This window comes from Pantoea jilinensis, assembly GCF_019104105.1.
In the GTDB taxonomy this organism is placed as follows: domain Bacteria; phylum Pseudomonadota; class Gammaproteobacteria; order Enterobacterales; family Enterobacteriaceae; genus Pantoea; species Pantoea eucalypti.
The window spans coordinates 3,805,431-3,829,766 of sequence record NZ_CP077746.1; the positions used below are offsets into that span (position 1 = coordinate 3,805,431).

Sequence of the window (24,336 nt, forward strand, 5' to 3'; positions counted from 1 at the left end):
TCAGCGGAGCCACATTGTCTGCCGCTTTGCAGCCAGACGGGACGGGCAGAGCACCTTTAAACATAACCACACGCCTGTGTGGTTATTTTTACTTTGGCATGACTTATCAGGGACACACAGTGCGCCAACTTCCTCTGCTGCTCGCTTGCCTGCTGCTGCAGGCCTGTACACAAACGCAAAAAGGTCTTGAACAGACTTTGCTGCTCGCGGTTAACGGTCCGGATGACGTCACCGTTACCGATCAACAGGTCAACAATCTCCCCTATGCCAGTCTCTACGCTCGTCTGAATGACGGTCCGCGCATTTTTGTGGTGCTGGGCTACAGCGAGCAGGGACAGCAGAAATGGGTCACTCAGGATCAGGCGATGCTGGTAACACAGCATGGCCGTCTGGTTAAAACTCTGGGCTTACCCGATAACCTGCTGAGCGTCAGCAATCTGCAACAGGATCCGCTCGCTGACAGTCTGCATATCAGCAACGGCGCTGGCTGGACCCGCATCGTGCAGTGGACCGAGCAGGGTAAGGTTCGCGGCGCGACCGTGCGTTCAACCTTCCAGCGCGGCACCGACGAGGTGCTGACGGTTGCAGGCAACCGCATCCCGTGTCGTGTCTGGCATGAGCAGGTGAGCATCGACAGCAGTAACCGCGAGTGGGAAAACACCTTCTGGATCGATAACAGCAGCGGCGATGTGGTGCAGGCTCATCAGATGCTGGCGGCCGATGCCTTCCCTGTTGATATCACTATTCTGAAGCCGGCGAAATCATGAAAAAAATCACTATTTTGCTGGCCGGGCTGAGCCTGTTCAGCGTCGCAGGGGCGCAGGCTGCTGCGCAGGTTACTGTCCATACACCGCACAATGGCGGTCAGGCTGAGCTGAGCCAGATCACTGATCTCTCACAGCTGGTGACCCTGCCTCCACTGCAGGTCAACACGGACTGGCGCGGTACCTTTATTGCCGAGCGCGGCGCAACCGCAGTCGCCCGGCAGCAATATCAACAGACGCTGGGCGCGTTACGGGCCTGGCGTGCCGACAGCAGCGGCGATCGGGCGGTGGCCATTGATGAGGTGATTCGCCAGCTGAGCGCCATCAAAGTGACAGGTCGCCAGTTTACTTCGCTTGACCCGGACTGGATTCGTCTGCATCCGGCGGACAACCGTCGGCTGGAAGGCAGCTATGACCTCTATTTGCAGGCGCCCACCGATTCAGTGCTGCTGCTCGGCGCACTGAGCGGCGCAGGCAAGGTGAGCTGGCAGCCGGGTAAATCAGTACGCGACTATCTGGATGGTCATGACGCACTCTCCGGGGCAGAACGCAATTTTGTCACGGTGATTGCCCCTTCAGGCGCCACACAGCAGGTGCCGGTTGCTTACTGGAATCGCCGCCATGCGGAAGTGGAGCCAGGCAGCGTTATCTGGCTGGGCTTTTCGTCATGGAGCCTGCCAGGCAGTGATGAAGACCTGAACGATCGCATCCTTTCCGTACTGACTCACCGGATACCAGACTGATGAAAAAACGTTATCTCTTCAGCCTGTTGGCTGTTTCCGTGGCGGCAGCCTGTCAGGCGCAGGCTGACACTTTCCCCGCGCCGGTGGGTCCTTCACAATCCGATTTCGGTGGTGTTGGCCTGATGCAGGTGCCGACGGCGCGCATGTCCAGAGAGGGTGAATTCAGCCTCAACGCCCGCGACAACGATCAGTATCGTTACTACTCTGCCTCACTGCAGCTCTTCCCCTGGCTGGAAACTACGGTGCGTTATACCGACGTGCGGACCCGTCAATACAGTGCGGTATCAGAATTCAGCGGCACACAGAGCTACAAAGATAAAGCCTTCGATTTGAAACTGCGCCTGTGGCAGGAAGGTTTCTGGCTGCCAGAGGTGGCGGTGGGAACCCGCGATCTCGGCGGTACTGGCCTGTTCGACAGCGAATACTTGGTGGGAACCAAAGCCTGGGGGCCGTTCGACTTTACGCTGGGCGTCGGCTGGGGCTACCTCGGCAACAGCGGCACGCTGAAGAACCCCTTCTGCTCATACAGCGACAGCTATTGTCAGCGTCCGAAAGTGGGCGAAGCGGGTTCGATCAATGGCTCGCAGATGTTCCATGGTCCGACGGCGCTGTTTGGCGGCGTGGAGTATCAGACGCCCTGGCAGCCGCTGCGCCTTAAGATGGAATATGAAGGCAACGACTACCAGAATGACTTTGCTGGCCGCCTTGATCAGCGCAGCAAGCTCAACGTTGGGGCAATCTATCGTGTGACCGACTGGGCCGACATCAACGCCAGCTACGAACGCGGCAATACCTTTATGTTTGGTGTCACCATCCGAACCAACTTCAACGATCTGCGCCAGGCGCACATCGACAGCGAGAAGCCGGCCTACAATCCGCAGCCGCAGCCAAAACTGCTGGAGACGACGGTGGTGGGTTCTCAGCTGACCGATCTGAAATACAACGCCGGTCTCGACGGTCCGCGTATTCAGACTCAGGGCCATACGCTCTATGTGTCAGGCGAGCAGACGAAGTATCGCGATACCCGTGAAGGGGTGGATCGCGCTAACCGCATTATCATGAACCACCTGCCTGACGGCATCGACACGATCAATGTCACCGAGTCGCGCTTTAACATGCCGCAGGTAACCACGGAGACGAAAGTCGCCAGCCTGCGTAACGATCTGGAAGGCTATCCGCTGGGCCATGAGAAGCCGCTGCAACAGACACGCAAAGAACCGGTCGATCCGGGTACCACTGAGCAGGGGATGTTTATCCGTAAAGATCGCCTGAACTACAGCCTGTCGCCGGTGCTGAATCAGTCGGTGGGCGGCCCGGAAAGCTTCTATATGTATCAGGTCGGCGTGATGGCCAGCGCGGATTACTGGCTGACGGACCACCTGCTGGTGGGCGGCAGTCTGTTTGGTAACCTCGCCAACAACTATGACAAGTTCAACTACAACGGCGCACCGGCGGACTCTTCCCTGCCGCGCGTGCGTACCCATATCCGCGACTACGTTGAGAACAATGTCTACGTCAACGATCTGCAGGCGAACTATATGGGCCAGCTCGGTAATGGCTTCTATGGTCAGGTCTACGGCGGCTATCTGGAGACGATGTACGGCGGCGTGGGTGGCGAGGTGCTTTATCGTCCGGTCGATGCGAACTGGGCGGTGGGCGTCGATGCCAACTACGTTCGTCAGCGTGACTGGGACAATATGATGCAGTTTAACCGCTATAAAGCGGCAACCGGCAACCTGACGGGCTACTGGCGTCCATGGTTCATGCAGGATGTACTGGTGAAAACCAGCGTCGGTCAGTATCTGGCGAAAGATAAAGGCGTGACGGTTGATGTGTCGAAGCGCTTCGACAGCGGCGTGATGGTCGGTGTTTATGCTACCAAAACTAATGTGTCGTCTGAAGAGTATGGCGAAGGCGACTTCACCAAAGGCTTCTATATCTCCATCCCGATGGATCTGTTCACCGTGACACCAACGCGTGGTCGCGCGCAGGTGAACTGGGTGCCGCTGACGCGTGATGGTGGTCAGATGCTGGGCCGTAAGTACCAGCTGTATGATCTGACGTCGGATCGCGACGCGCGCTTCAACTAAGCAGAGGCGGCCTTCGGGCCGCTCAACGCTGTTTACAGAAGCAGGCTCAGGGAGCAAACGCCCTGCGTAAAGACGCAAAAAACGCCAGGAGCGTTTTTGAACAACGCAACGCGTTGGTCCGTTTACGGGCGCACCTCAGGAATGAGGTGCGTAATTGCGCGGGCCGAGCGGCCAAAGACTGGCTTTAGCGCCTTTCCGATCTGACCGTCTTTCCTGCGCCGCTCCGGTATCACAGCAGTGCGGACCAGGCTTTATCAACCACCTCGGGCCGCTTTTTTTATTTAGTCCGCATCGTAGCCGAGATTCGGCGCCAGCCAGCGCTCCACCTCCGTAACCGACATCCCTTTGCGTGCCGCATAATCTTCCACCTGATCACGCTGAATCTGCGCCACGGCGAAATAGCGGCTGTCAGGATGGCTGAAGTACCAGCCAGACACCGCCGCACCCGGCCACATCGCATAAGATTCGGTGAGTTTCATGCCGGTCTGCGCTTCCACTGCCAGCAGACGCCAGATAGCGGCTTTTTCGGTATGCTCCGGGCAGGCCGGATAGCCTGGCGCCGGACGTATCCCCTGATAATTTTCGCGAATCAGCTCTTCGTTGCTGAGATTCTCGTTGGGCGCAAAGCCCCAGATCACCTTACGCACCCGCTCGTGCAGGTATTCGGCGAAGGCTTCCGCCAGACGGTCAGCCAGCGCTTTCACCATGATCTTGTTGTAGTCGTCGTGCTGACGATCATAGGCCTCCGCCAGCGCATCCTCTTCCAGTCCGCCTGTCACCGCGAACGCGCCAAGATAATCCGCTTTTCCGGAGGTTGTCGGCGCGACAAAATCCGCCAGGCAGTAGTTGGCGAAGTCGGTTTTCTCGGTCTGTTGACGTAAGTGATGACTCACACACAACACTTCATCGCGCCGCTCATCACTGTAGAGATGAATATCATCGCCGACCCGGTTAGCCGGGAAAATACCGACCACACCACGCGGTTTCAGCAGTGACTGCTCACTTAATCTGTCGAGCATCGCATTGGCATCGGCGAACAGACGCTGCGCCTCTTCACCAACCACCTCATCTTCAAGAATGCGGGGATATTTGCCCGCCAGCGACCAGGTCATAAAGAATGGCGTCCAGTCGATGTAGTGGCGCAGCGTGGCAATGCTGGTCTCCACCTGGCTGACACCGAGACGGTGCGGCACCGGCGGCGAGTAGCTTTCCCAGTCAATCGACGTGGCGTTATCGCGCGCCGTCTGCAGCGAGACCGGCGGCGTGCGCGGCTTTTTGCGCGCATGCTGGATGCGTACGGTTTCGTACTCTTTGCGCGTTCGGGCAACGAAATCGTCTTTTAAGGTGGCGGAGAGCAGTGATGAAACGACGCCAACAGTGCGTGACGCGTTCTGCACGTAGACCGTCGGGCCGCTGTAGTGCTGCTCAATTTTGACGGCAGTATGTGCCTTTGAGGTGGTCGCGCCGCCAATCAGCAGCGGTAAGGTAAACCCCTGACGCTCCATCTCTTTCGCCATATTGACCATCTCATCCAGCGACGGCGTAATCAGACCGGATAAGCCAATGATGTCCGCATTCACTTCGCGCGCCGTTTTAAGGATTTTTTCGCCCGGCACCATCACGCCAAGGTCGACAATTTCGTAGTTATTACACTGCAGCACCACGCCGACAATGTTTTTGCCGATGTCATGTACGTCACCTTTAACGGTGGCCAGCACGATTTTACCGTTGCTGCGCCCCGCCTCTTTGCTGGCTTCGATAAAAGGCTCCAGATAAGCCACCGCCTGCTTCATTACGCGTGCCGATTTCACCACCTGCGGCAGGAACATTTTGCCCTCGCCGAACAGGTCACCGACCACGTTCATGCCGGACATCAGCGGACCTTCAATCACTTCTATCGGACGCGGCACCTGCTGGCGCGCCTCTTCGGTATCCTGCTCGATAAACTCCGTGATCCCCTTAACCAGCGAATACTCCAGTCGTTTCACCACGTCCCAGCTTCGCCACTCGGCGAGCTGCTTTTCCTGCGCACCATCGCTTTTGCCGCCACGGTATTTCTCCGCCAGCGCCAGCAGCCGCTCGGTGCCATCATCCCGGCGGTTAAGGATCACATCTTCTACCGCCTCGCGCAGTTCTGTCGGCAGATCGTCATAGATGGCCAGCTGACCTGCGTTAACGATGCCCATATCCATGCCGTTTCGGATGGCGTAGTAGAGGAACACCGCGTGTATTGCTTCACGAACCGGATCGTTGCCCCGGAATGAAAACGATACGTTGGAGACGCCGCCGGAGATCATGGCATGGGGCAGTTCACGCTTGATATCTTCACAGGCACCGATGAAATCAATGGCGTAGTTGTTGTGTTCGTCGATGCCGGTGGCGACTGCAAAAATGTTGGGATCGAAGATAATATCTTCCGGCGGGAAACCGACCTGCTCGGTGAGGATGTGGTAAGCACGGCGGCAGATCTCAATTTTACGGGCACGCGTATCCGCCTGGCCCACTTCGTCAAACGCCATGACTACCATCGCCGCCCCATAACGCCGGACCTGCCGCGCATGGTGGATAAAGGCGGCTTCACCCTCTTTCATCGAAATCGAGTTCACGATCCCTTTGCCCTGAATGCACTGCAGCCCTTTCTCAATGACCTCCCATTTGGAGGAGTCGATCATGATCGGCACGCGGGCAATATCGGGCTCGCCTGCAATCAGATTCAGGAAGCGCACCATCGCTGCTTCAGCATCGAGCATCCCTTCATCCATGTTGATGTCGATGATCTGTGCGCCGCTCTGCACCTGCTGCAGCGCCACTTCAAGCGCTTCGTTGTACTTCTCTTCTTTGATCAGCCGCTTAAATTTTGCGGAGCCAGTGACGTTGGTGCGCTCACCAACGTTAACAAACAGTGACTCTGCGGTGATGTTCAGCGGCTCAAGACCCGAGAGACGACAGGCCACTGGAATCGTCGGCAATGGACGCGGCGCAACACCTTCAACCGCCGCGACCATGGCAGCGATATGCTTCGGCGTCGTACCACAACAGCCGCCAATAATATTCAGGAAACCCGAGGTCGCCCATTCACCAATCTGCTGCGCCATCAACTCTGCATCAAGATCGTATTCGCCGAACGCGTTGGGCAGACCGGCGTTAGGATGGGCAGTCACGTAGCCTTCAGCAATGCGTGACAGCTCCGCCACATACTGACGCAGTTCATCCGGTCCCAGCGCGCAGTTCAGGCCAAAAGAGAGCGGTTCGGCATGGCGCAGCGAGTTGTAAAAGGCTTCCGTGGTCTGACCGGAGAGCGTCCGGCCTGACGCATCGGTGATGGTGCCGGAGATCATCAGCGGCAGCGTGACACCCAGCGCTTCCATCTCGGTCTGCACTGCATAGATGGCGGCTTTGGCATTCAGCGTATCGAACACCGTTTCGATCATAATGATGTCGGAACCGCCCTCCACCAGCGCACGGGTTGATTCGCGGTATGCCTCTATCAGCTGATTAAAGGTGACGTTTCGGTAAGCCGGATCGTTGACGTCGGGTGAGATCGAGCAGGTGCGGTTGGTCGGGCCGAGCACCCCCGCGACATAACGCGGGCGGTCCGGTGTTTTCGCCGTCCACGCATCTGCGCAGGCTCGCGCCAGCCGGGCCGCTTCATAATTGATCTCCGCCGACAGGCTTTCCATCTGGTAGTCCGCCATCGCAATCGACGTGGCGTTAAAGGTATTGGTTTCGAGGATATCTGCACCTGCAGCCAGATAAGCGTCGTGGATCTCGCGGATCACGTCCGGTTTACTCAGCACCAGCAGATCGTTGTTGCCTTTGAGATCGCAGGGCCAGTCAGCAAAACGGCTGCCGCGATAATCCTCTTCCTCCAGCCGGTAACTCTGGATCATGGTGCCCATGCCACCATCCAACACCATAATGCGTTGTGCGAGCTGCTGATGTAGCGCGTCGATTTTATTGCTCACTGTTGCCCCATTCACGTCAGTCTGCTGGCGGAAAACCCTGTTTTCCATTCTGGCACAACCCTGTCTGGCGACAAAGTAACCTCACCTGAGAGATTTTCAGATCATCGCCTCACAGGTCTGACCAGAAAACCAGCGTTTGCAAACCGCGCGATTAAAACGAAAATGATTTCCACAATGCAAAAGGAGAGACAACAATGGCCACGCCCGTTCCTGTTAAGCGCGGTAAGAAACCCCGCGGCACCCCTGTCGCCGCACCCGCGGGCGGTCAGGTTCAATCGCTGACACGCGGCCTGACGCTGCTGGAGCTGATTGCAGATTCACATGGCAGCGTGGCGCTGACCGAGCTGGCGCAGCAGGCGGGTTTGCCTAACTCCACCACGCATCGCCTGCTCAGCACCATGCAGCAGCAGGGCTTTGTCCGCCAGGTGGGCGATCTCGGGCTATGGACGATTGGCGCACACGCCTTTGTGGTTGGCAGCAGTTTCCTGCAAAGCCGTAATCTGCTGGCGCTGGTTCATCCGGTGTTGCGGAGCCTGATGGAGCAGTCCGGTGAAACAGTGAATCTGGCGGTGCTGGACCTCAGTGACTATCAGGCGGTGATCATTGATCAGGTGCAGTGCACCCAGCTGATGCGGATGTCAGCACCGATTGGCGGCAAGCTGCCGATGCATGCGTCAGGTGCAGGCAAAGCCTTTCTGGCCCATCTGGGTGAAGAACAGATTACTGCCCTGCTGCATCAGAAAGGATTGCACTACTACACGCCAAAAACCCTGATGTCGCCACAGAGTCTGAAAGAGAATCTGGCACAGGTGCGTAAAGCGGGCTTTTCGCTGGATGATGAAGAGCATGCACTCGGACTGCGCTGTGTCGCTGCACCCATCTATGATGAACATGGCGAGGCGTTTGCTGCCCTCTCAATCTCCGGCCCTATCGCCCGCATGACAGACGACAGGATCACGGAATTAGGTGCGCTGGTCATCCGCGAAGCGCGTCAGGTTACGCTGGCGTACAGCGGTCGCTAACCCTCTCTGGCGTATAGCAGACGCTGAAACGCTGCGTCTGCCGCCAGGCGATCACCTCTTCGACGTGGCCCTGCGCGATGCGCTGCTGCTGTGCGCGCCACCAGCTGGCGTCGAATATTTCCGGATGCAGTTCCAGCAGCAAAGCGCCGGTCGCGGTTTCGCTGCATAACGCATAGCGGAAGGTTTCGGGAAAGACATCGTCTGGCCCCACGCTGTACCACGGCTCGGCACTGAGTTCATCTTCCTCATAGCGTGCCGCGGGCACCTCCCGGAAGTTCAGCTCCTGCATCGGGCGGATCTCATCGTAATCGTAAAATATCACCCGCCCATGACGGGTTATGCCGAAGTTTTTAAACAGCATATCGCCGGGAAAGATATTGGCTGCCGCCAGCTGTCGAATGGCATTGCCATACTCTTCAATAGCATGACGTCGCTCGGCTGGCCTGGCCTGGGCAAGATAGAGATTCAGCGGCTGCATACGGCGCTCCAGCCACAGATGACGAATAATCAGGCGATCGCCTTCGATATACAGCTTCTCTGCCACACAGGCGTGGAGTTCCGCCAGCAGCGCCGATGAGATGCGCGCCAGCGGCAGTGCAAACTGTTCAAACTCCTGGGTATCTGCCATGCGCCCCACACGGTCGTGCTCTTTGACCTGCTGATAACAGGCGCGGACCTGTGCTTCCGTCACCTCTTTTTGTGGTGCGAAGCGATCCCTGATGACCTTGAATACCCAGTCAAAGCCCGGCAGCGTGAAGACCAGCATCACCATGCCGCGCACGCCAGGCGCGATCTCAAAGGCCGTTTCACTCTCTGCCAGCGCCTGAAGATATTCGCGATAGCTTTCTGTTTTACCGTGCTTCTGGCAGCCAATCGCCATATAGCGTTCGGCCAGTGTTTTGGCGGGCAGAATGGGTTGCAGCCAGGCGACCAGTGCCGCAGGTACCGGGGCATACACCATGAAATAGGCGCGGGCAAAACCAAAGACAATGCTGGCGTCATTTACATCCGTCAGACAGGTGTCGATCCACAGTTCGCCGGTTTCCGTCCGCTGGATCGGCAGCAGACAGGGAAAGATACCCGCTGGCAGATGCAGACGCGCCACCAGCCAGGCCGTTTTATTGCGATAAAAGAGTTCACTGTTGACCTCGAGCCAGCCCTCGCTCAGCCGGGGAAAATGCGACTCCAGGTGGCGGACAATCCAGCCCACATCGCGCGCGCGGTGCTGCCACGGTAGCGTCAGCGGTAGATCCTCCAGTATCTGATCTACCAATGCCCGCCAGCCCCGCTCCGGCTGGTAACGCCGTGATAAGGGGCGCAGAGGTGTGACCGGCGCGGTCAGGGACTGAGAGCTGAAGATAAACAGCCGTTCAGGTTGCAGGTCGGCATGTCCGTGTAGCCGGCAATAGACGGAATTAAAGAAGCTTTCGGCAATTTCGTGCCGCGGATAGCCAGGTAGCAGGCTTTGATAGTGATCTTTAACCCTCAGCCAGAACATCGCATCCCAGCTTGCCGCACCGTTCAGCACGCGCAGTTGATCGGCAACCAGGCTGACGTGATGATCATAGAGATGAATGCGAGCCTTCATGGCATGCTGCACTGCCTGCCATTCTGCCTGCTCAAAGCGCTGCTGCGCGCCGGCAGTAATATCCAGAAAGCGTCCATACTGAGCATCAAATCCCTGCAGGATAGTGTGTGCAATCAGCGATTCGCGTGGCGGCATAGTCAGCTCCGGTCAATGCCCGCCCGCATGGTGCGGGCGGGGAACCCATCAGAGAAAAAGCGTCAGAACTGGTGCTCTTCGGTCGAGCCGGTGAGCGCGGTGACCGAGGATTTACCGCCCTGAATGATGTTGGTCACCTGATCGAAATAGCCGGTGCCCACTTCCTGCTGATGTGACGAGAAGCTATAACCGCGATCGCGGGCCGCGAACTCAGGCTGCTGAACCTTTTCCACATAGTGGCGCATCCCTTCACCCTGCGCATAGGCATGGGCCAGATCGAACATGTTGAACCACATGCTGTGGATGCCTGCCAGCGTGATGAACTGGAAGCGATACCCCATGTCGCTGAGCGCCTGCTGAAATTGCGCGATAGTGCGGTCATCGAGGTTCTTTTTCCAGTTAAACGAGGGCGAGCAGTTGTAGGCCAGTAGCTTGCCGGGGAAACGCGCATGAATAGCGTCGGCAAAACGCTGCGCCATCGCCAGATCCGGTGTTGAGGTTTCACACCAAAGGATGTCAGCATAAGGTGCATAGGCCAGTCCGCGACTGATCGCCTGTTCAATACCGGCATGAGTGCGGAAGAAGCCTTCTGCCGTCCTGTCGCCCCGGATAAAGGGACGATCGTATTCATCGCAGTCTGAGGTAATCAGGTCAGCGGCGTCGGCGTCGGTGCGAGCCAGCAGCACGGTTGGCACACCCATTACATCGGCCGCCAGTCGTGCCGCTACCAGTTTCTGAATCGCTTCCTGGGTCGGTACCAGCACTTTGCCACCCATGTGACCGCATTTTTTAACCGCCGCCAGCTGGTCTTCGAAGTGGACCGCCGCCGCCCCCGCCTGAATCATCGCCTTCATCAGCTCATAGGCATTGAGCACGCCGCCAAAACCGGCTTCAGCATCGGCAACAATCGGCAGGAAGAAATCAGTATGCCGGCTGTCGCCCTCTTCAATGCCGCTGGACCACTGAATCTGATCGGCACGCTGAAACGTCTGGTTAATGCGGGTCACCACTTCCGGTACGGAGTTCACCGGGTAGAGCGACTGATCGGGATACATCTGTCCTGCCACATTGGCATCCGCAGCCACCTGCCAGCCAGAGAGATAGATCGCTTCAATGCCCGCTTTGGCCTGTTGCAGTGCCTGCCCGCCACTGAGCGCACCCAGGCTGTTGATGTAACCTTTCTTCGCCTCGCCGTTCAGCAGCGCCCATAACTTTTCGGCACCGCGCTCTGCCAGCGTACAGGCAGGCAGAACCGAGCCGCGCAGATTAACCACCTCTGCTGCGCTGTAAGGGCGGATAATGCCCTCCCAGCGTGCGGTCTGCCAGAGTTGTTCCAGTTGATCGATCTGTTGAGTACGTGTCATGGCAATAGCTCCTCTGTTCAGGGGATCAGGCGGTAGCCTGGCAGGGTAAGAAAGGAAACCAGTTCGCGTTCGGTGGTGATCTGCGCCATCAGTTGTGCCGCGTCGTCATAGCGACCGGCGCTGAACCGGGCTTCGCCCAGCGCGTTTTGCAGCAGGTGCAGCTCTTCGTTCAGCCAGCGCAGAAACAGTTCGGCCGTAACCTGCTGGCCGTTGTTCAGGATTTGCTGATGACGAATCCATTGCCAGATTGAGGTGCGTGCAATCTCAGCGGTGGCGGCATCCTCCATCAGCCCGTCAATCGGCACACAGCCGTTACCGCTGATCCAGGCTTCAAGGTATTGCAGCGCGACGCGGATATTGGCGCGCATCCCCGCTTCGGTGCGCTCACCCTGACAGGGCGCAAGTAACTGCTCCGCCGTGATTGGTGCATCCTCTTCCCGCATAACATGCAACTGGTTGGGTCGGTCGCCCAGCACGGCATTGAAGACCGCCATAGCGGTGTCTGCCAGGCCCGGATGCGCAATCCAGGTACCGTCATGCCCGTTGCCCGCCTCACGCTGTTTATCTTCCGTCACGCGCTGCAGTACCCAGGCATTACGTGTTGGGTCTTTAGCAGGAATCAGGGCTGACATTCCCCCCATCGCGAAGGCTCCCCGACGATGACAGGTTTTAATCAGCAGACGTGAGTAAGCATCCAGAAACGGCTGCGACATGGTGACTGACTGGCGATCCGGCAGAACGCGATCCGCATGCTGTTTCAGGGTTTTGATGTAGCTGAAGATGTAATCCCAGCGGCCGCAGTTGAGGCCCACAATATGATCGCGCAGATTCCACAGGATCTCATCCATCTGAAACACGGCGGGTAACGTTTCAATCAGGACGGTAGCCTTGATCGTACCGCGCGGCAGATCGAACTGATCCTCGCTGAAACTGAAGATCTCACGCCACCAGGCGATCTCCTGCCAGCTCTCTGTTTTCGGCAGATAGAAGTAAGGCCCGCTGCCTTTGGCCAGTAAAGGCCGGACGTTGTGGAAGAAATAGAGCGCGAAATCAAACAGCCCGCCCGGAATCGCCTCACCCTGCCAGCTGACATGTTTTTCTGACAGATGCAGACCGCGAACCCGGCACATCAGCACCGCTGGGTTTGCGCCGAGCTGATAAATTTTGCCTTTGTCGCTGGTGTAACTCAGCGTGCCCTGCACCGCCTCGCGCAGTGTGAGCTGCCCTTCCATCAGCTTTGACCACTCCGGTGACAGCGAATCCTCAAAGTCGGCCATAAAGACTTTTACGTTTGAGTTCAGGGCATTAATGACCATTTTTCGATCCGGTGGGCCGGTGATCTCAACCCGACGATCTTCTAAGTCGGCCGGAATGGATTGAATACGCCACGCACCCTCTCTTATGGAAGCAGTTTCCATATCGAAGTCTGGCAGATAGCCCTGGTCATAGCGTTGCTGACGCTGCTGGCGTGCCAACAACAGCTCGTTGCGTTGCGATGCAAAGCGTGCGACCAGCGCTTCCAGAAAAGAAACCGCTTCGGGCGTTAACAGCTGTTGTTCGGCATGGCTAAAGGGCTGGCTGAAATTCAGCGCAGGGCTGATCACTGAGTCTGTCATGCTGGCGTTCTCCTGTATTCAAAGGATCGAATGCAGCGGATCCACACGGTGTTTATTTTGTGAGCTACAGGATCAGAGCATAAGCATTTATTTTTCTAAATCAAAAACTATTTCCATTTTTATAAATTAAACCAGCTATCCTGATGTTTTATATGGATTTAAAGTTTTATTTATTAAAGGAACGACTTTCATTGCTGTTTTTCAGGCGAAAAAAAACCGTGTTGCCATCGGCTAACACGGTTCAGTTGATCTTCGGGCGGGACTACTCCAGCGTTGGATTCATGCGACGCAGATCGAATGGCGTGATCTGGTAAACGTAGTAGTTGAGCCAGTTAGAGAACAGCAGATTACCGTGGCTACGCCAGGTCGCGCGCGGTGGCAGGGCCGGATTGTCCTGTGGGAAATAGTTATAGGGGACTTCCGGATTCACCCCGGCTTCATAATCGCGATGATACTCACCAGACAGCGTCAGCGCGTCATACTCCGGATGGCCAGTAACAAATACCAGGCGTTTGTCTTTACTCGCCATCAGATAGGCACCGGTCTGTTCCGATTCAGCAAACAGCTCAAGATCGGTGTAATCCGAGATCAGTTGAGTAGGAAAATCAGCATAACGAGAGTGTGGCGCGAGGAAATTATCATCAAAACCCCGGGTCAGTAACGCATGAGGATGCAATATCTGATGCTCATAGACGCCGGACAGTTTGTTATGCCGGGTTTGCTTGGGAATGCCATACAGAATATTAAGCGCCGCCTGCACGGCCCAGCAGACAAACAGCGTTGAGGTGACGTGCTCATTTGCCCAGTGCAGCACGCGCTGAATCTGAGGCCAGTAAGCAACATCATTAAAATCGACCAGCCCCAGTGGCGCACCTGTCACGATTAAGCCGTCATAGTTGTCATGCTGGATATCTTCAAAATTGCAGTAGAAGTTGTTGAGGTGCTCAGTGGGCGTATTGCGTGACTCGCGGCTGTCGATGCGCAGCAGCTGAATATCGATCTGTAAGGGCGAGTTGGAAAGCAGACGCAGAAACTGATTCTCTGTTTCGATCTTTTTCGGCATCAGATTCAGTATGAGCACTTTAAGCGGTCGGATCTCCTGAACACTGGCGCGCGACGACGTCATGACAAAGACGTTTTCGTCACGCAAAAAATTCACTGCCGGTAATTCGTCGGGAACCCTGATTGGCATAACCTGCTCACCTCTCGTAACCATATAAACGTTTAGACATCTGGATGCCCAACATTAGCCTGATCGTTGTGAGATGTCGAGGTTTCATGCGGAAAATGAAAATGTTTCAGCTTAAAGGGGGATAGTGTTAAAGGGACATAGCGCAGACGCAAAATAATGCAGACGTAAAAAAGCCCCGCACTCTCGTGCGGGGCTTCTTCACTTATATAATGCCTGGCAGTTCCCTACTCTCGCATGGGGAGACCCCACACTACCATCGGCGCTACGGCGTTTCACTTCTGAGTTCGGCATGGGGTCAGGTGGGACCACCGCGCTAAAGCCGCCAGGCAGATTCTGTTCTCCGCGCCGCCCCTTAAGGCCGCGCAGATATATCCGGTACAGGCTGAAAATCGTGTCTCTCAAAAACGCCTCTGGCGTTGTAAGGTTAAGCCTCACGGGTCATTAGTACCGGTTAGCTCAACGCATCGCTGCGCTTACACACCCGGCCTATCAACGTCGTAGTCTTCAACGTCCCTTCAGGACTCTCAAGGAGTCAGGGAGAACTCATCTCGGGGCAAGTTTCGTGCTTAGATGCTTTCAGCACTTATCTTTTCCGCACTTAGCTACCGGGCAATGCCATTGGCATGACAACCCGAACACCAGTGGTGCGTTCACTCCGGTCCTCTCGTACTAGGAGCAACCCCCCTCAATTCTCCAGCGCCCACGGCAGATAGGGACCGAACTGTCTCACGACGTTCTAAACCCAGCTCGCGTACCACTTTAAACGGCGAACAGCCGTACCCTTGGGACCTACTTCAGCCCCAGGATGTGATGAGCCGACATCGAGGTGCCAAACACCGCCGTCGATATGAACTCTTGGGCGGTATCAGCCTGTTATCCCCGGAGTACCTTTTATCCGTTGAGCGATGGCCCTTCCATTCAGAACCACCGGATCACTATGACCTGCTTTCGCACCTGCTCGAGCCGTCACTCTCGCAGTCAAGCCAGCTTATGCCATTGCACTAACCTCACGATGTCCGACCGTGATTAGCTGACCTTCGTGCTCCTCCGTTACTCTTTAGGAGGAGACCGCCCCAGTCAAACTACCCACCAGACACTGTCCGCAGCCCGGATCACGGGCCTACGTTAGAACATCAAACATTAAAGGGTGGTATTTCAAGGTTGGCTCCACGCGAACTGGCGTCCGCGCTTCAAAGCCTCCCACCTATCCTACACATCAAGGCTCAATGTTCAGTGTCAAGCTGTAGTAAAGGTTCACGGGGTCTTTCCGTCTTGCCGCGGGTACACTGCATCTTCACAGCGAGTTCAATTTCACTGAGTCTCGGGTGGAGACAGCCTGGCCATCATTACGCCATTCGTGCAGGTCGGAACTTACCCGACAAGGAATTTCGCTACCTTAGGACCGTTATAGTTACGGCCGCCGTTTACCGGGGCTTCGATCAAGAGCTTCTCCTTACGGATAACCCCATCAATTAACCTTCCGGCACCGGGCAGGCGTCACACCGTATACGTCCACTTTCGTGTTTGCACAGTGCTGTGTTTTTAATAAACAGTTGCAGCCAGCTGGTATCTTCGACTGGCTTCGGCTCGGGGAGCAAGTCCCTCCACCTACGCGCCAGCGTGCCTTCTCCCGAAGTTACGGCACCATTTTGCCTAGTTCCTTCACCCGAGTTCTCTCAAGCGCCTTGGTATTCTCTACCTGACCACCTGTGTCGGTTTGGGGTACGATTCTGTGTTACCTGATGCTTAGAGGCTTTTCCTGGAAGCTGGGCATTTATCACTTCAGCACCGTAGTGCCTCGTCGTCACGCCTCAGCGTTGATAAGGGACCGGATTTACCTGGACCCTCCGCCTACACGCTTAAACCGGGACAACCGTCGCCCGGCTGATATAGCCTTCTCCGTCCCCCCTTCGCAGTAACACCGAGTACAGGAATATTAACCTGTTTCCCATCGACTACGCCTTTCGGCCTCGCCTTAGGGGTCGACTCACCCTGCTCCGATTAACGTTGAACAGGAACCCTTGGTCTTCCGGCGAGCGGGCTTTTCACCCGCTTTATCGTTACTTATGTCAGCATTCGCACTTCTGATACCTCCAGCATGCCTCACAGCACACCTTCGACGGCTTACAGAACGCTCCCCTACCCAACAACACATAGTGTCGCTGCCGCAGCTTCGGTGCATGGTTTAGCCCCGTTACATCTTCCGCGCAGGCCGACTCGACCAGTGAGCTATTACGCTTTCTTTAAATGATGGCTGCTTCTAAGCCAACATCCTGGCTGTCTGTGCCTTCCCACATCGTTTCCCACTTAACCATGACTTTGGGACCTTAGCTGGCGGTCTGGGTTGTTTCCCTCTTCACGACGGACGTTAGCACCCGCCGTGTGTCTCCCGTGATAACATTCTCCGGTATTCGCAGTTTGCATCGGGTTGGTAAGCCGGGATGGCCCCCTAGCCGAAACAGTGCTCTACCCCCGGAGATGAGTTCACGAGGCGCTACCTAAATAGCTTTCGGGGAGAACCAGCTATCTCCCGGTTTGATTGGCCTTTCACCCCCAGCCACAGGTCATCCGCTAATTTTTCAACATTAGTCGGTTCGGTCCTCCAGTTAGTGTTACCCAACCTTCAACCTGCCCATGGCTAGATCACCGGGTTTCGGGTCTATACCCTGCAACTTAACGCCCAGTTAAGACTCGGTTTCCCTGCGGCTCCCCTATACGGTTAACCTTGCTACAGAATATAAGTCGCTGACCCATTATACAAAAGGTACGCAGTCACCCCCATAAAGAAGGCTCCCACTGCTTGTACGTACACGGTTTCAGGTTCTGTTTCACTCCCCTCGCCGGGGTTCTTTTCGCCTTTCCCTCACGGTACTGGTTCACTATCGGTCAGTCAGGAGTATTTAGCCTTGGAGGATGGTCCCCCCATATTCAGACAGGATACCACGTGTCCCGCCTTACTCATCGAGCTCACAGCATATGCGCTTTTGTGTACGGGAGTATCACCCTGTACCCTGCGACTTTCCAGACGCTTCCACTAACACACATGCTGATTCAGGCTCTGGGCTGCTCCCCGTTCGCTCGCCGCTACTGGGGGAATCTCGGTTGATTTCTTTTCCTCGGGGTACTTAGATGTTTCAGTTCCCCCGGTTCGCCTTGCAGCACTATGTATTCATGCTGCAATGATGCACAGAGTGCACCGGGTTTCCCCATTCGGACATCGACGGCTGTAGCGGTTCATATCACCTTACCGTCGCTTTACGCAGATTAGCACGTCCTTCATCGCCTCTGACTGCCTGGGCATCCACCGTGTACGCTTAGTCGCTTAACCTCACAACCCACAGGCGTTTTACAACGCTGCGAGCTGCAAGCATTTGAGAGACTCGAACATGTCGCGCTTTTCATTCTTATTACGGAGAATGAAAACGACACGTCGTTTCAATTTTCAGCTTGTTCCGGATTGTTAAAGAGCAATATCTTAAACATGACTCGTAAGTCATCTTTAAGATATGTGGGCAACATCTTTCACCTGTCACCAAGCTTTGGCGTCCCCTAGGGGATTCGAACCCCTGTTACCGCCGTGAAAGGGCGGTGTCCTGGGCCTCTAGACGAAGGGGACAATTAAGTCTGTCTTCGAAAGACACTTTGCTCGTTATTTTCTATCAGACAATCTGTGTGGACACTGCGCGGGAAGGTATCTTCAGGTAAGGAGGTGATCCAACCGCAGGTTCCCCTACGGTTACCTTGTTACGACTTCACCCCAGTCATGAATCACAAAGTGGTAAGCGCCCTCCCGAAGGTTAAGCTACCTACTTCTTTTGCAACCCACTCCCATGGTGTGACGGGCGGTGTGTACAAGGCCCGGGAACGTATTCACCGTGGCATTCTGATCCACGATTACTAGCGATTCCGACTTCACGGAGTCGAGTTGCAGACTCCGATCCGGACTACGACGCACTTTGTGAGGTCCGCTTGCTCTCGCGAGGTCGCTTCTCTTTGTATGCGCCATTGTAGCACGTGTGTAGCCCTACTCGTAAGGGCCATGATGACTTGACGTCATCCCCACCTTCCTCCGGTTTATCACCGGCAGTCTCCTTTGAGTTCCCGCCATCACGCGCTGGCAACAAAGGATAAGGGTTGCGCTCGTTGCGGGACTTAACCCAACATTTCACAACACGAGCTGACGACAGCCATGCAGCACCTGTCTCAGAGTTCCCGAAGGCACCAATCCATCTCTGGAAAGTTCTCTGGATGTCAAGAGTAGGTAAGGTTCTTCGCGTTGCATCGAATTAAACCACATGCTCCACCGCTTGTGCGGGCCCCCGTCAATTCATTTGAGTTTTAACCTTGCGGCCGTACTCCCCAGGCGGTCGACTTAACGCGTTAGCTCCGGAAGCCACTCCTCAAGGGAACAACCTCCAAGTCGACATCGTTTACGGCGTGGACTACCAGGGTATCTAATCCTGTTTGCTCCCCACGCTTTCGCACCTGAGCGTCAGTCTTTGTCCAGGGGGCCGCCTTCGCCACCGGTATTCCTCCAGATCTCTACGCATTTCACCGCTACACCTGGAATTCTACCCCCCTCTACAAGACTCAAGCCTGCCAGTTTCAAATGCAGTTCCCAGGTTAAGCCCGGGGATTTCACATCTGACTTAACAGACCGCCTGCGTGCGCTTTACGCCCAGTAATTCCGATTAACGCTTGCACCCTCCGTATTACCGCGGCTGCTGGCACGGAGTTAGCCGGTGCTTCTTCTGCGGGTAACGTCAATCGATGCGGTTATTAACCACATCGCCTTCCTCCCCGCTGAAAGTACTTTACAACCCGAAGGCCTTCTTCATACACGCGGCATGGCTGCATCAGGCTTGCGCCCATTGTGCAATATTCCCCACTGCTGCCTCCCGTAGGAGTCTGGACCGTGTCTCAGTTCCAGTGTGGCTGGTCATCCTCTCAGACCAGCTAGGGATCGTCGCCTAGGTGGGCCATTACCCCGCCTACTAGCTAATCCCATCTGGGTTCATCCGATAGTGAGAGGCCCGAAGGTCCCCCTCTTTGGTCTTGCGACGTTATGCGGTATTAGCCACCGTTTCCAGTGGTTATCCCCCTCTATCGGGCAGATCCCCAGACATTACTCACCCGTCCGCCACTCGTCACCCAAGAGCAAGCTCTCTGTGCTACCGTCCGACTTGCATGTGTTAGGCCTGCCGCCAGCGTTCAATCTGAGCCATGATCAAACTCTTCAATTTAAGTTTGATTTGCTTAAACAAGTTAAGCGGTGCTCATCTGTAAAACGTCATAATGAATTTCATTATGTGTTCACTCGTGAGGCTTTGATATTTTGTTGCGTCCTAAGACGCTGATATCAATCCTGCGAGTGCCCACACAGATTGTCTGATAAATTGTTAAAGAGCAGTGCGAACAGTGCGTTAGCGTCCTGTCGCGAGGTGGCGTATATTACGCTTTCCTCCTGCAGAGTCAACCTCTATTTCAGAAGTTTTTCTCCGGCGGCGCAGTCTCCTGTGCCTCTCAACCCGCTTCCCGTTGCCGGTGTTCCGTGTTGATGGATGCGCATTATAGGGAGTTGTCGGAGAGTCGCAACCCATAAATTGCATAAAAGAGAGCGTTCGCTGCATTCCACAGCAAAAGCCGCTGTTATACGCAGTTACACACAATGTTATCCACACAGAGCGGGCTATATGAATTTAGGCGAGCATCGCGCAAACGTTTTCGCTACAATGCCGGGCAATATTCCGGACACCCCTTTTCGGGGCGTTACCTGAGGTTTTTGATCTTTTCTTCCTATATAGAAGAGAAAACCGCTATGAAGCCTGACGTAACGCTCTTATATACGCGAAACAAAGCCAAGGGATAAACCACCATGCAACAACCTCGTCCTGTACGCCGCGCATTGCTCAGTGTCTCTGACAAAGCCGGTATCCTCGAATTTGCTCAGGCGCTCTCAAGTCGCGGTGTCGAGCTGCTCTCCACAGGTGGAACCGCTCGCCTTCTGGCGGATGCGGGTCTGGCTGTCACTGAAGTCTCTGACTACACCGGCTTCCCGGAAATGATGGATGGACGCGTCAAAACCCTGCATCCGAAAGTGCATGGCGGCATTTTAGGTCGTCGCGGCCAGGATGATGCCATCATGGCGCAGCACGATATCAGCCCAATCGACATGGTGGTCGTTAACCTCTATCCCTTTGCACAGACTGTCGCCCGTGAAGGATGTTCACTGGAAGATGCAGTGGAAAATATCGACATCGGTGGCCCGACCATGGTGCGCTCTGCTGCAAAGAACCATAAAGATGTCGCCATTGTGGTCAGCAGCGGCGACTACGATGCCATCATTGCTGAAATGGACGCTCATGAGAACGCACTGACGCTTGAGACCCGTTTCGATCTGGCAATCAAAGCCTTCGAACACACCGCCGCTTATGACAGCATGATCGCTAACTACTTCGGCACCCTGGTGCCCGCCTATCACGGTGAACGCAATCAGCCCGCTGGCCGTTTCCCGCGTACCCTGAATCTGAACTTCATTAAGAAGCAGGACATGCGTTACGGCGAAAACAGCCATCAGGATGCAGCCTTCTATATAGAAGAGAATATCAGTGAAGCCTCAGTGGCCACTGCGCAGCAGGTTCAGGGCAAGGCACTCTCCTATAACAATATTGCTGACACCGATGCTGCACTCGAGTGTGTCAAAGAGTTCAGTGAACCCGCCTGCGTCATCGTCAAGCATGCAAACCCTTGTGGTGTCGCAACCGGTGATGATCTGCTGGCAGCCTATGAGCGGGCTTATCAGACCGACCCAACTTCCGCGTTCGGCGGCATCATCGCCTTTAACCGCGAGCTGGATGAAGCGACGGCTCAGGCGATTATCAGCCGCCAGTTTGTTGAGGTGATCATCGCACCCGCCGTTTCCGAAGCCGCGCTGAAAATTACCGCGGCTAAACAGAATGTCCGTGTGCTGATCTGTGGTCAGTGGCAAAACCGTACTGCCGCACTGGATTTCAAACGCGTCAATGGTGGCCTGCTGGTCCAGGATCGCGATCTCGGTATGGTGGATGCCAGCCAGTTGCGCGTGGTCAGCAAACGCCAGCCAACCGAACAGGAGCTGCGTGATGCGCTGTTCTGCTGGAAAGTGGCGAAGTTTGTTAAGTCCAATGCCATTGTTTATGCGCGCGACAACATGACAATTGGTATAGGTGCCGGGCAGATGAGCCGCGTCTACTCCGCTAAAATTGCAGGTATCAAAGCAGCCGATGAAGGTCTGGAAGTCAAAGGATCCGCCATGGCGTCAGATGCTTTCTTCCCGTTCCGTGATGGAATTGATGCTGCAGCGGCGTCCGGCGTGAGCTGTGTTATCCAGCCTGGCGGCTCCATCCGTGATGAAGAAGTGATTGCGGCGGCTGATGAGCACGGCATTGCCATGATCTTCACCGACATGCGCCACTTCCGCCATTAATTGTTCTGGAGAGTAACAGATGAAAATTTTAGTAATCGGTAATGGCGGACGTGAACATGCTCTGGCCTGGAAAGCGGCTCAGTCGCCGTTAGCGGAAACGGTGTTTGTCGCGCCGGGTAACGCGGGCACCGCATTAGAGCCTGCGCTTCAGAATATTGCGATCAGTGCGACAGATGTTCCCGCCCTGCTGGAATTTGCCCAGCGCGAAAAGATCGATCTGACGATTGTCGGACCTGAAGCGCCGCTGGTGATCGGCGTGGTCGATGCGTTCCGTAAGGCAGGCCTCGCTATCTTCGGTCCGACTCAGGCCGCTGCACAGCTGGAAGGTTCTAAAGCCTTCACCAAAGATTTCCTGGCGCGTCACCAGATCCCCAGCGCGGCGTACCAGAACTTTACCGACGTTGAGCCTGCTCTGGCGTATCTGCGTGAGAAAGGCGCGCCAATCGTTATCAAAGCCGACGGTCTGGCCGCAGGTAAAGGCGTGATAGTCGCGATGACGCTGCAGGAAGCTGAAGATGCGGTTCAGGATATGCTGGCCGGTAACGCCTTTGGTGATGCCGGACACCGCATTGTGATTGAAGAGTTTCTGGAGGGCGAAGAAGCCAGCTTCATCGTGATGGTGGACGGCGAGCATGTGCTGCCCATGGCCACCAGCCAGGATCACAAGCGTGTGGGTGATGGCGACACCGGTCCCAACACGGGCGGCATGGGTGCCTACTCCCCGGCGCCGGTGGTTACCGATAAGATCCACCAGCGCGTGATGGATCAGGTGATCTGGCCGACCGTGCGTGGCATGGCCGCTGAAGGCAACGTCTACACCGGTTTTCTTTATGCGGGCCTGATGATCGATCATACCGGACAGCCGAAAGTGATCGAATTCAACTGCCGCTTTGGCGATCCGGAGACGCAGCCGATCATGCTGCGCCTGCAGTCGGATCTGGTCGATCTTTGCCTGGCTGCCTGTGACGGTAAGCTGGATCAGAAAACGTCACAATGGGATCCACGACCTGCGCTGGGTGTGGTGCTGGCAGCTGGCGGTTATCCGGGTGATTATGCGCAGGGCGACCAGATTCATGGCCTGCCACTGGAGGAAGTGGCTGACGGTAAGGTATTCCATGCCGGAACACGTCTGGAAGAAGATCGGGTGCTGACCAACGGTGGCCGCGTGCTGTGTGTCACCGCGCTGGGCGACGACGTAGCAGCCGCACAAAAGCGGGCTTACGAGCTGACAAAGCCGATCTCATGGCAGGGTAGCTTCTGTCGCCGCGATATTGGCTACCGCGCCATTAATCGTAAATAAGCACAGGGGGCACAGCGTGCCCCCTTTTCACTTCACATATCGTCTTCTGTCGGCTGCTGTGAGCAGTCATCCTGCTGACTGACCCGCAACAACTGTAGCCCTTCCGGCGCTTCAAGCCACGACACCATGAGCGGTGCCGATGCGCTCTGCTGCTGCTGTATCAGCAACTGCCGATCGTCAGCGTCAAAAGCGGGTCTGACCTGCTGGCCTTCACACGTCTCCAGTCGATCGCTTCCCAGCCAGTGTCCCTGCTTCAGAAACACCCTGCCGCTTAAAAGCGCATCGCTGAGGTTACGCATCCGCTCCGCATCAAACTTATAGAGCTCAATGGCATCCGGGCTGACCGCCTCACGCCGCCCTGCAAGCTGGCGCTGCATGAAGTTGAGACCACCCGCCTGATCAAAGCGCAGGGTCACATCGTCAGGCTGTTTGCCCTTTACCTGGCGCTGAATGCTGATCAACGACCCTTCCAGCCAGACGTAATCTGTCACTTCACCTTCACCGCCACTGAAGGGTGTATAGAGGGTGCGAATATGGACCGACTGATGATCGCTATTTTTGCGCCAGATACGGACAACACCACGATCGGCAAGATAGCCACTGGCAGAAAAAGGAGGAATATCCGGAGTTGAGCTGCAACCGAAAAGAATCAGGGAGAGAAACAGAATAGAAAAACGCTGAAACAGCGGGGTCATGATGGCTGGCCTCTTAAACAAAAGGGGCGAAACGCCCCCTGTTTTAAAGCTTAACCGCAGTGCGACGTCTTACTTAACGGCGTCTTTCAGCGCTTTACCAGACACGAATGCCGGTACATTTGCTGCAGCGATTTTGATCTCTTTGCCAGTCTGCGGGTTACGACCGGTACGCTCAGCGCGGTGGTTCACTTTAAAAGTACCAAAACCAACCAGTTGTACAGCATCACCATCTTTCAGAGACTCAGTGATCGCAGCCAGAGTAGATTCCAGCGCTGCCTTTGCCTGGGTTTTAGACAGGTCAGCTTTTTCTGCGATCACATCAATCAGTTGAGTCTTGTTCATAAGTTATCCTTAAAGTGTATTTATCGCTTGCTAAGCAACGAGTGCGAGGGAAAAG

13 protein-coding genes, 1 tRNA gene and 3 rRNA genes are annotated in these 24,336 nt (G+C 55.7%); 6 read left to right on the forward strand and 11 right to left on the reverse strand.

What is annotated here, in order from left to right:
* Positions 1 to 119 precede the first annotated feature (119 nt).
* From KTJ90_RS17945 to KTJ90_RS17955, 3 genes are read left to right on the forward strand one after another with little or no spacing between them, the layout of a single operon-like run.
* Positions 120 to 767 carry a YjbF family lipoprotein gene (locus tag KTJ90_RS17945; protein WP_003852764.1) on the forward strand — a complete coding sequence of 216 codons (648 nt, stop codon included), beginning with the start codon at positions 120 to 122 and terminating at the stop codon, positions 765 to 767.
* Complete coding sequence (locus tag KTJ90_RS17950) at positions 764 to 1,507, forward strand: capsule biosynthesis GfcC family protein (RefSeq protein ID WP_003852765.1); 744 nt, start codon at positions 764 to 766, stop codon at positions 1,505 to 1,507. Before KTJ90_RS17945 ends, KTJ90_RS17950 begins: the two co-directional genes overlap by 4 nt.
* Positions 1,507 to 3,597 (forward strand): YjbH domain-containing protein, encoded by a 2,091-nt coding sequence (locus KTJ90_RS17955; protein WP_039660686.1) that lies wholly within the window; start codon positions 1,507 to 1,509, stop codon positions 3,595 to 3,597. Before KTJ90_RS17950 ends, KTJ90_RS17955 begins: the two co-directional genes overlap by 1 nt.
* Positions 3,598 to 3,878: 281 nt before the next feature.
* Here the strand turns inward: KTJ90_RS17955 and metH are convergent, their stop codons facing one another.
* A complete protein-coding gene (gene metH / locus KTJ90_RS17960) occupies positions 3,879 to 7,514 on the reverse strand; it encodes a methionine synthase (RefSeq protein ID WP_499026567.1) in 3,636 nt (1,211 codons plus the stop codon).
* A 242-nt stretch (positions 7,515 to 7,756) separates the two neighbouring features.
* Here metH and iclR point away from each other — a divergent pair, with 242 nt between their 5' ends.
* Positions 7,757 to 8,584 (forward strand): glyoxylate bypass operon transcriptional repressor IclR, encoded by an 828-nt coding sequence (iclR, locus tag KTJ90_RS17965; protein ID WP_003852768.1) that lies wholly within the window; start codon positions 7,757 to 7,759, stop codon positions 8,582 to 8,584.
* Here the strand turns inward: iclR and aceK are convergent.
* The 8 genes from aceK to KTJ90_RS18005 form a co-directional block, all read right to left on the reverse strand.
* The gene (gene aceK, locus KTJ90_RS17970) at positions 8,559 to 10,307 is read right to left on the reverse strand and encodes a bifunctional isocitrate dehydrogenase kinase/phosphatase (RefSeq protein ID WP_003852770.1); all 1,749 of its coding nucleotides are present in this window, start codon (positions 10,305 to 10,307) and stop codon (positions 8,559 to 8,561) included. The two genes, iclR and aceK, sit on opposite strands and share 26 nt — an antisense overlap.
* A gap of 62 nt (positions 10,308 to 10,369) precedes the next feature.
* Positions 10,370 to 11,671 carry an isocitrate lyase gene (aceA, locus tag KTJ90_RS17975; RefSeq protein ID WP_003852771.1) on the reverse strand — a complete coding sequence of 434 codons (1,302 nt, stop codon included), beginning with the start codon at positions 11,669 to 11,671 and terminating at the stop codon, positions 10,370 to 10,372.
* Between the two features lie 17 nt (positions 11,672 to 11,688).
* Positions 11,689 to 13,287, reverse strand: coding sequence for a malate synthase A (aceB, locus tag KTJ90_RS17980; RefSeq protein ID WP_105099477.1), 1,599 nt, complete (start codon positions 13,285 to 13,287; stop codon positions 11,689 to 11,691).
* A gap of 262 nt (positions 13,288 to 13,549) precedes the next feature.
* On the reverse strand, positions 13,550 to 14,479 hold the full coding sequence (gene metA / locus KTJ90_RS17985; protein WP_003852776.1) for a homoserine O-acetyltransferase MetA: 930 nt from the start codon (positions 14,477 to 14,479) through the stop codon (positions 13,550 to 13,552).
* Positions 14,480 to 14,690: 211 nt separating this feature from the next.
* A 5S ribosomal RNA gene (gene rrf / locus KTJ90_RS17990) occupies positions 14,691 to 14,806 on the reverse strand.
* 93 nt (positions 14,807 to 14,899) lie between these two features.
* Positions 14,900 to 17,807, reverse strand: a 23S ribosomal RNA gene (locus tag KTJ90_RS17995).
* Positions 17,808 to 18,019: 212 nt separating this feature from the next.
* Positions 18,020 to 18,095 (reverse strand) — tRNA-Glu (locus KTJ90_RS18000).
* 86 nt (positions 18,096 to 18,181) lie between these two features.
* A 16S ribosomal RNA gene (locus tag KTJ90_RS18005) occupies positions 18,182 to 19,722 on the reverse strand.
* The 16S, 23S and 5S rRNA genes sit together here with 1 tRNA gene alongside, the layout of an rRNA operon.
* Before the next feature lie 632 nt (positions 19,723 to 20,354).
* Here KTJ90_RS18005 and purH point away from each other — a divergent pair.
* Positions 20,355 to 21,944 (forward strand): bifunctional phosphoribosylaminoimidazolecarboxamide formyltransferase/IMP cyclohydrolase, encoded by a 1,590-nt coding sequence (purH, locus tag KTJ90_RS18010; RefSeq protein WP_008927150.1) that lies wholly within the window; start codon positions 20,355 to 20,357, stop codon positions 21,942 to 21,944.
* Between the two features lie 19 nt (positions 21,945 to 21,963).
* Complete coding sequence (gene purD / locus KTJ90_RS18015) at positions 21,964 to 23,244, forward strand: phosphoribosylamine--glycine ligase (RefSeq protein ID WP_499025640.1); 1,281 nt, start codon at positions 21,964 to 21,966, stop codon at positions 23,242 to 23,244.
* Between the two features lie 32 nt (positions 23,245 to 23,276).
* On the opposite strand, the gene KTJ90_RS18020 is transcribed toward purD, so the two are convergent.
* Positions 23,277 to 23,939 carry a DUF1481 domain-containing protein gene (locus KTJ90_RS18020; RefSeq protein WP_078805341.1) on the reverse strand — a complete coding sequence of 221 codons (663 nt, stop codon included), beginning with the start codon at positions 23,937 to 23,939 and terminating at the stop codon, positions 23,277 to 23,279.
* Between the two features lie 69 nt (positions 23,940 to 24,008).
* Positions 24,009 to 24,281, reverse strand: a complete 273-nt coding sequence (gene hupA, locus KTJ90_RS18025; protein WP_003850136.1) for a nucleoid-associated protein HU-alpha — start codon at positions 24,279 to 24,281, stop codon at positions 24,009 to 24,011.
* Positions 24,282 to 24,336 lie beyond the last annotated feature (55 nt).

What these genes read in the sequence shown, in the direction of transcription:
- aceK (WP_003852770.1), bottom strand. Translation starts at nt 10,307, where the DNA reads ATGCCGCCACGCGAATCGCTGATTGCACACACTATCCTGCAGGGATTT.
- KTJ90_RS17955 (WP_039660686.1), top strand. Translation starts at nt 1,507, where the DNA reads ATGAAAAAACGTTATCTCTTCAGCCTGTTGGCTGTTTCCGTGGCGGCA.
- aceA (WP_003852771.1), bottom strand. Translation starts at nt 11,671, where the DNA reads ATGACACGTACTCAACAGATCGATCAACTGGAACAACTCTGGCAGACC.
- KTJ90_RS17950 (WP_003852765.1), top strand. Translation starts at nt 764, where the DNA reads ATGAAAAAAATCACTATTTTGCTGGCCGGGCTGAGCCTGTTCAGCGTC.
- metH (WP_499026567.1), bottom strand. Translation starts at nt 7,514, where the DNA reads ATGGTGTTGGATGGTGGCATGGGCACCATGATCCAGAGTTACCGGCTG.
- aceB (WP_105099477.1), bottom strand. Translation starts at nt 13,287, where the DNA reads ATGACAGACTCAGTGATCAGCCCTGCGCTGAATTTCAGCCAGCCCTTT.
- purH (WP_008927150.1), top strand. Translation starts at nt 20,355, where the DNA reads ATGCAACAACCTCGTCCTGTACGCCGCGCATTGCTCAGTGTCTCTGAC.
- metA (WP_003852776.1), bottom strand. Translation starts at nt 14,479, where the DNA reads ATGCCAATCAGGGTTCCCGACGAATTACCGGCAGTGAATTTTTTGCGT.
- iclR (WP_003852768.1), top strand. Translation starts at nt 7,757, where the DNA reads ATGGCCACGCCCGTTCCTGTTAAGCGCGGTAAGAAACCCCGCGGCACC.
- purD (WP_499025640.1), top strand. Translation starts at nt 21,964, where the DNA reads ATGAAAATTTTAGTAATCGGTAATGGCGGACGTGAACATGCTCTGGCC.
- KTJ90_RS18020 (WP_078805341.1), bottom strand. Translation starts at nt 23,939, where the DNA reads ATGACCCCGCTGTTTCAGCGTTTTTCTATTCTGTTTCTCTCCCTGATT.
- hupA (WP_003850136.1), bottom strand. Translation starts at nt 24,281, where the DNA reads ATGAACAAGACTCAACTGATTGATGTGATCGCAGAAAAAGCTGACCTG.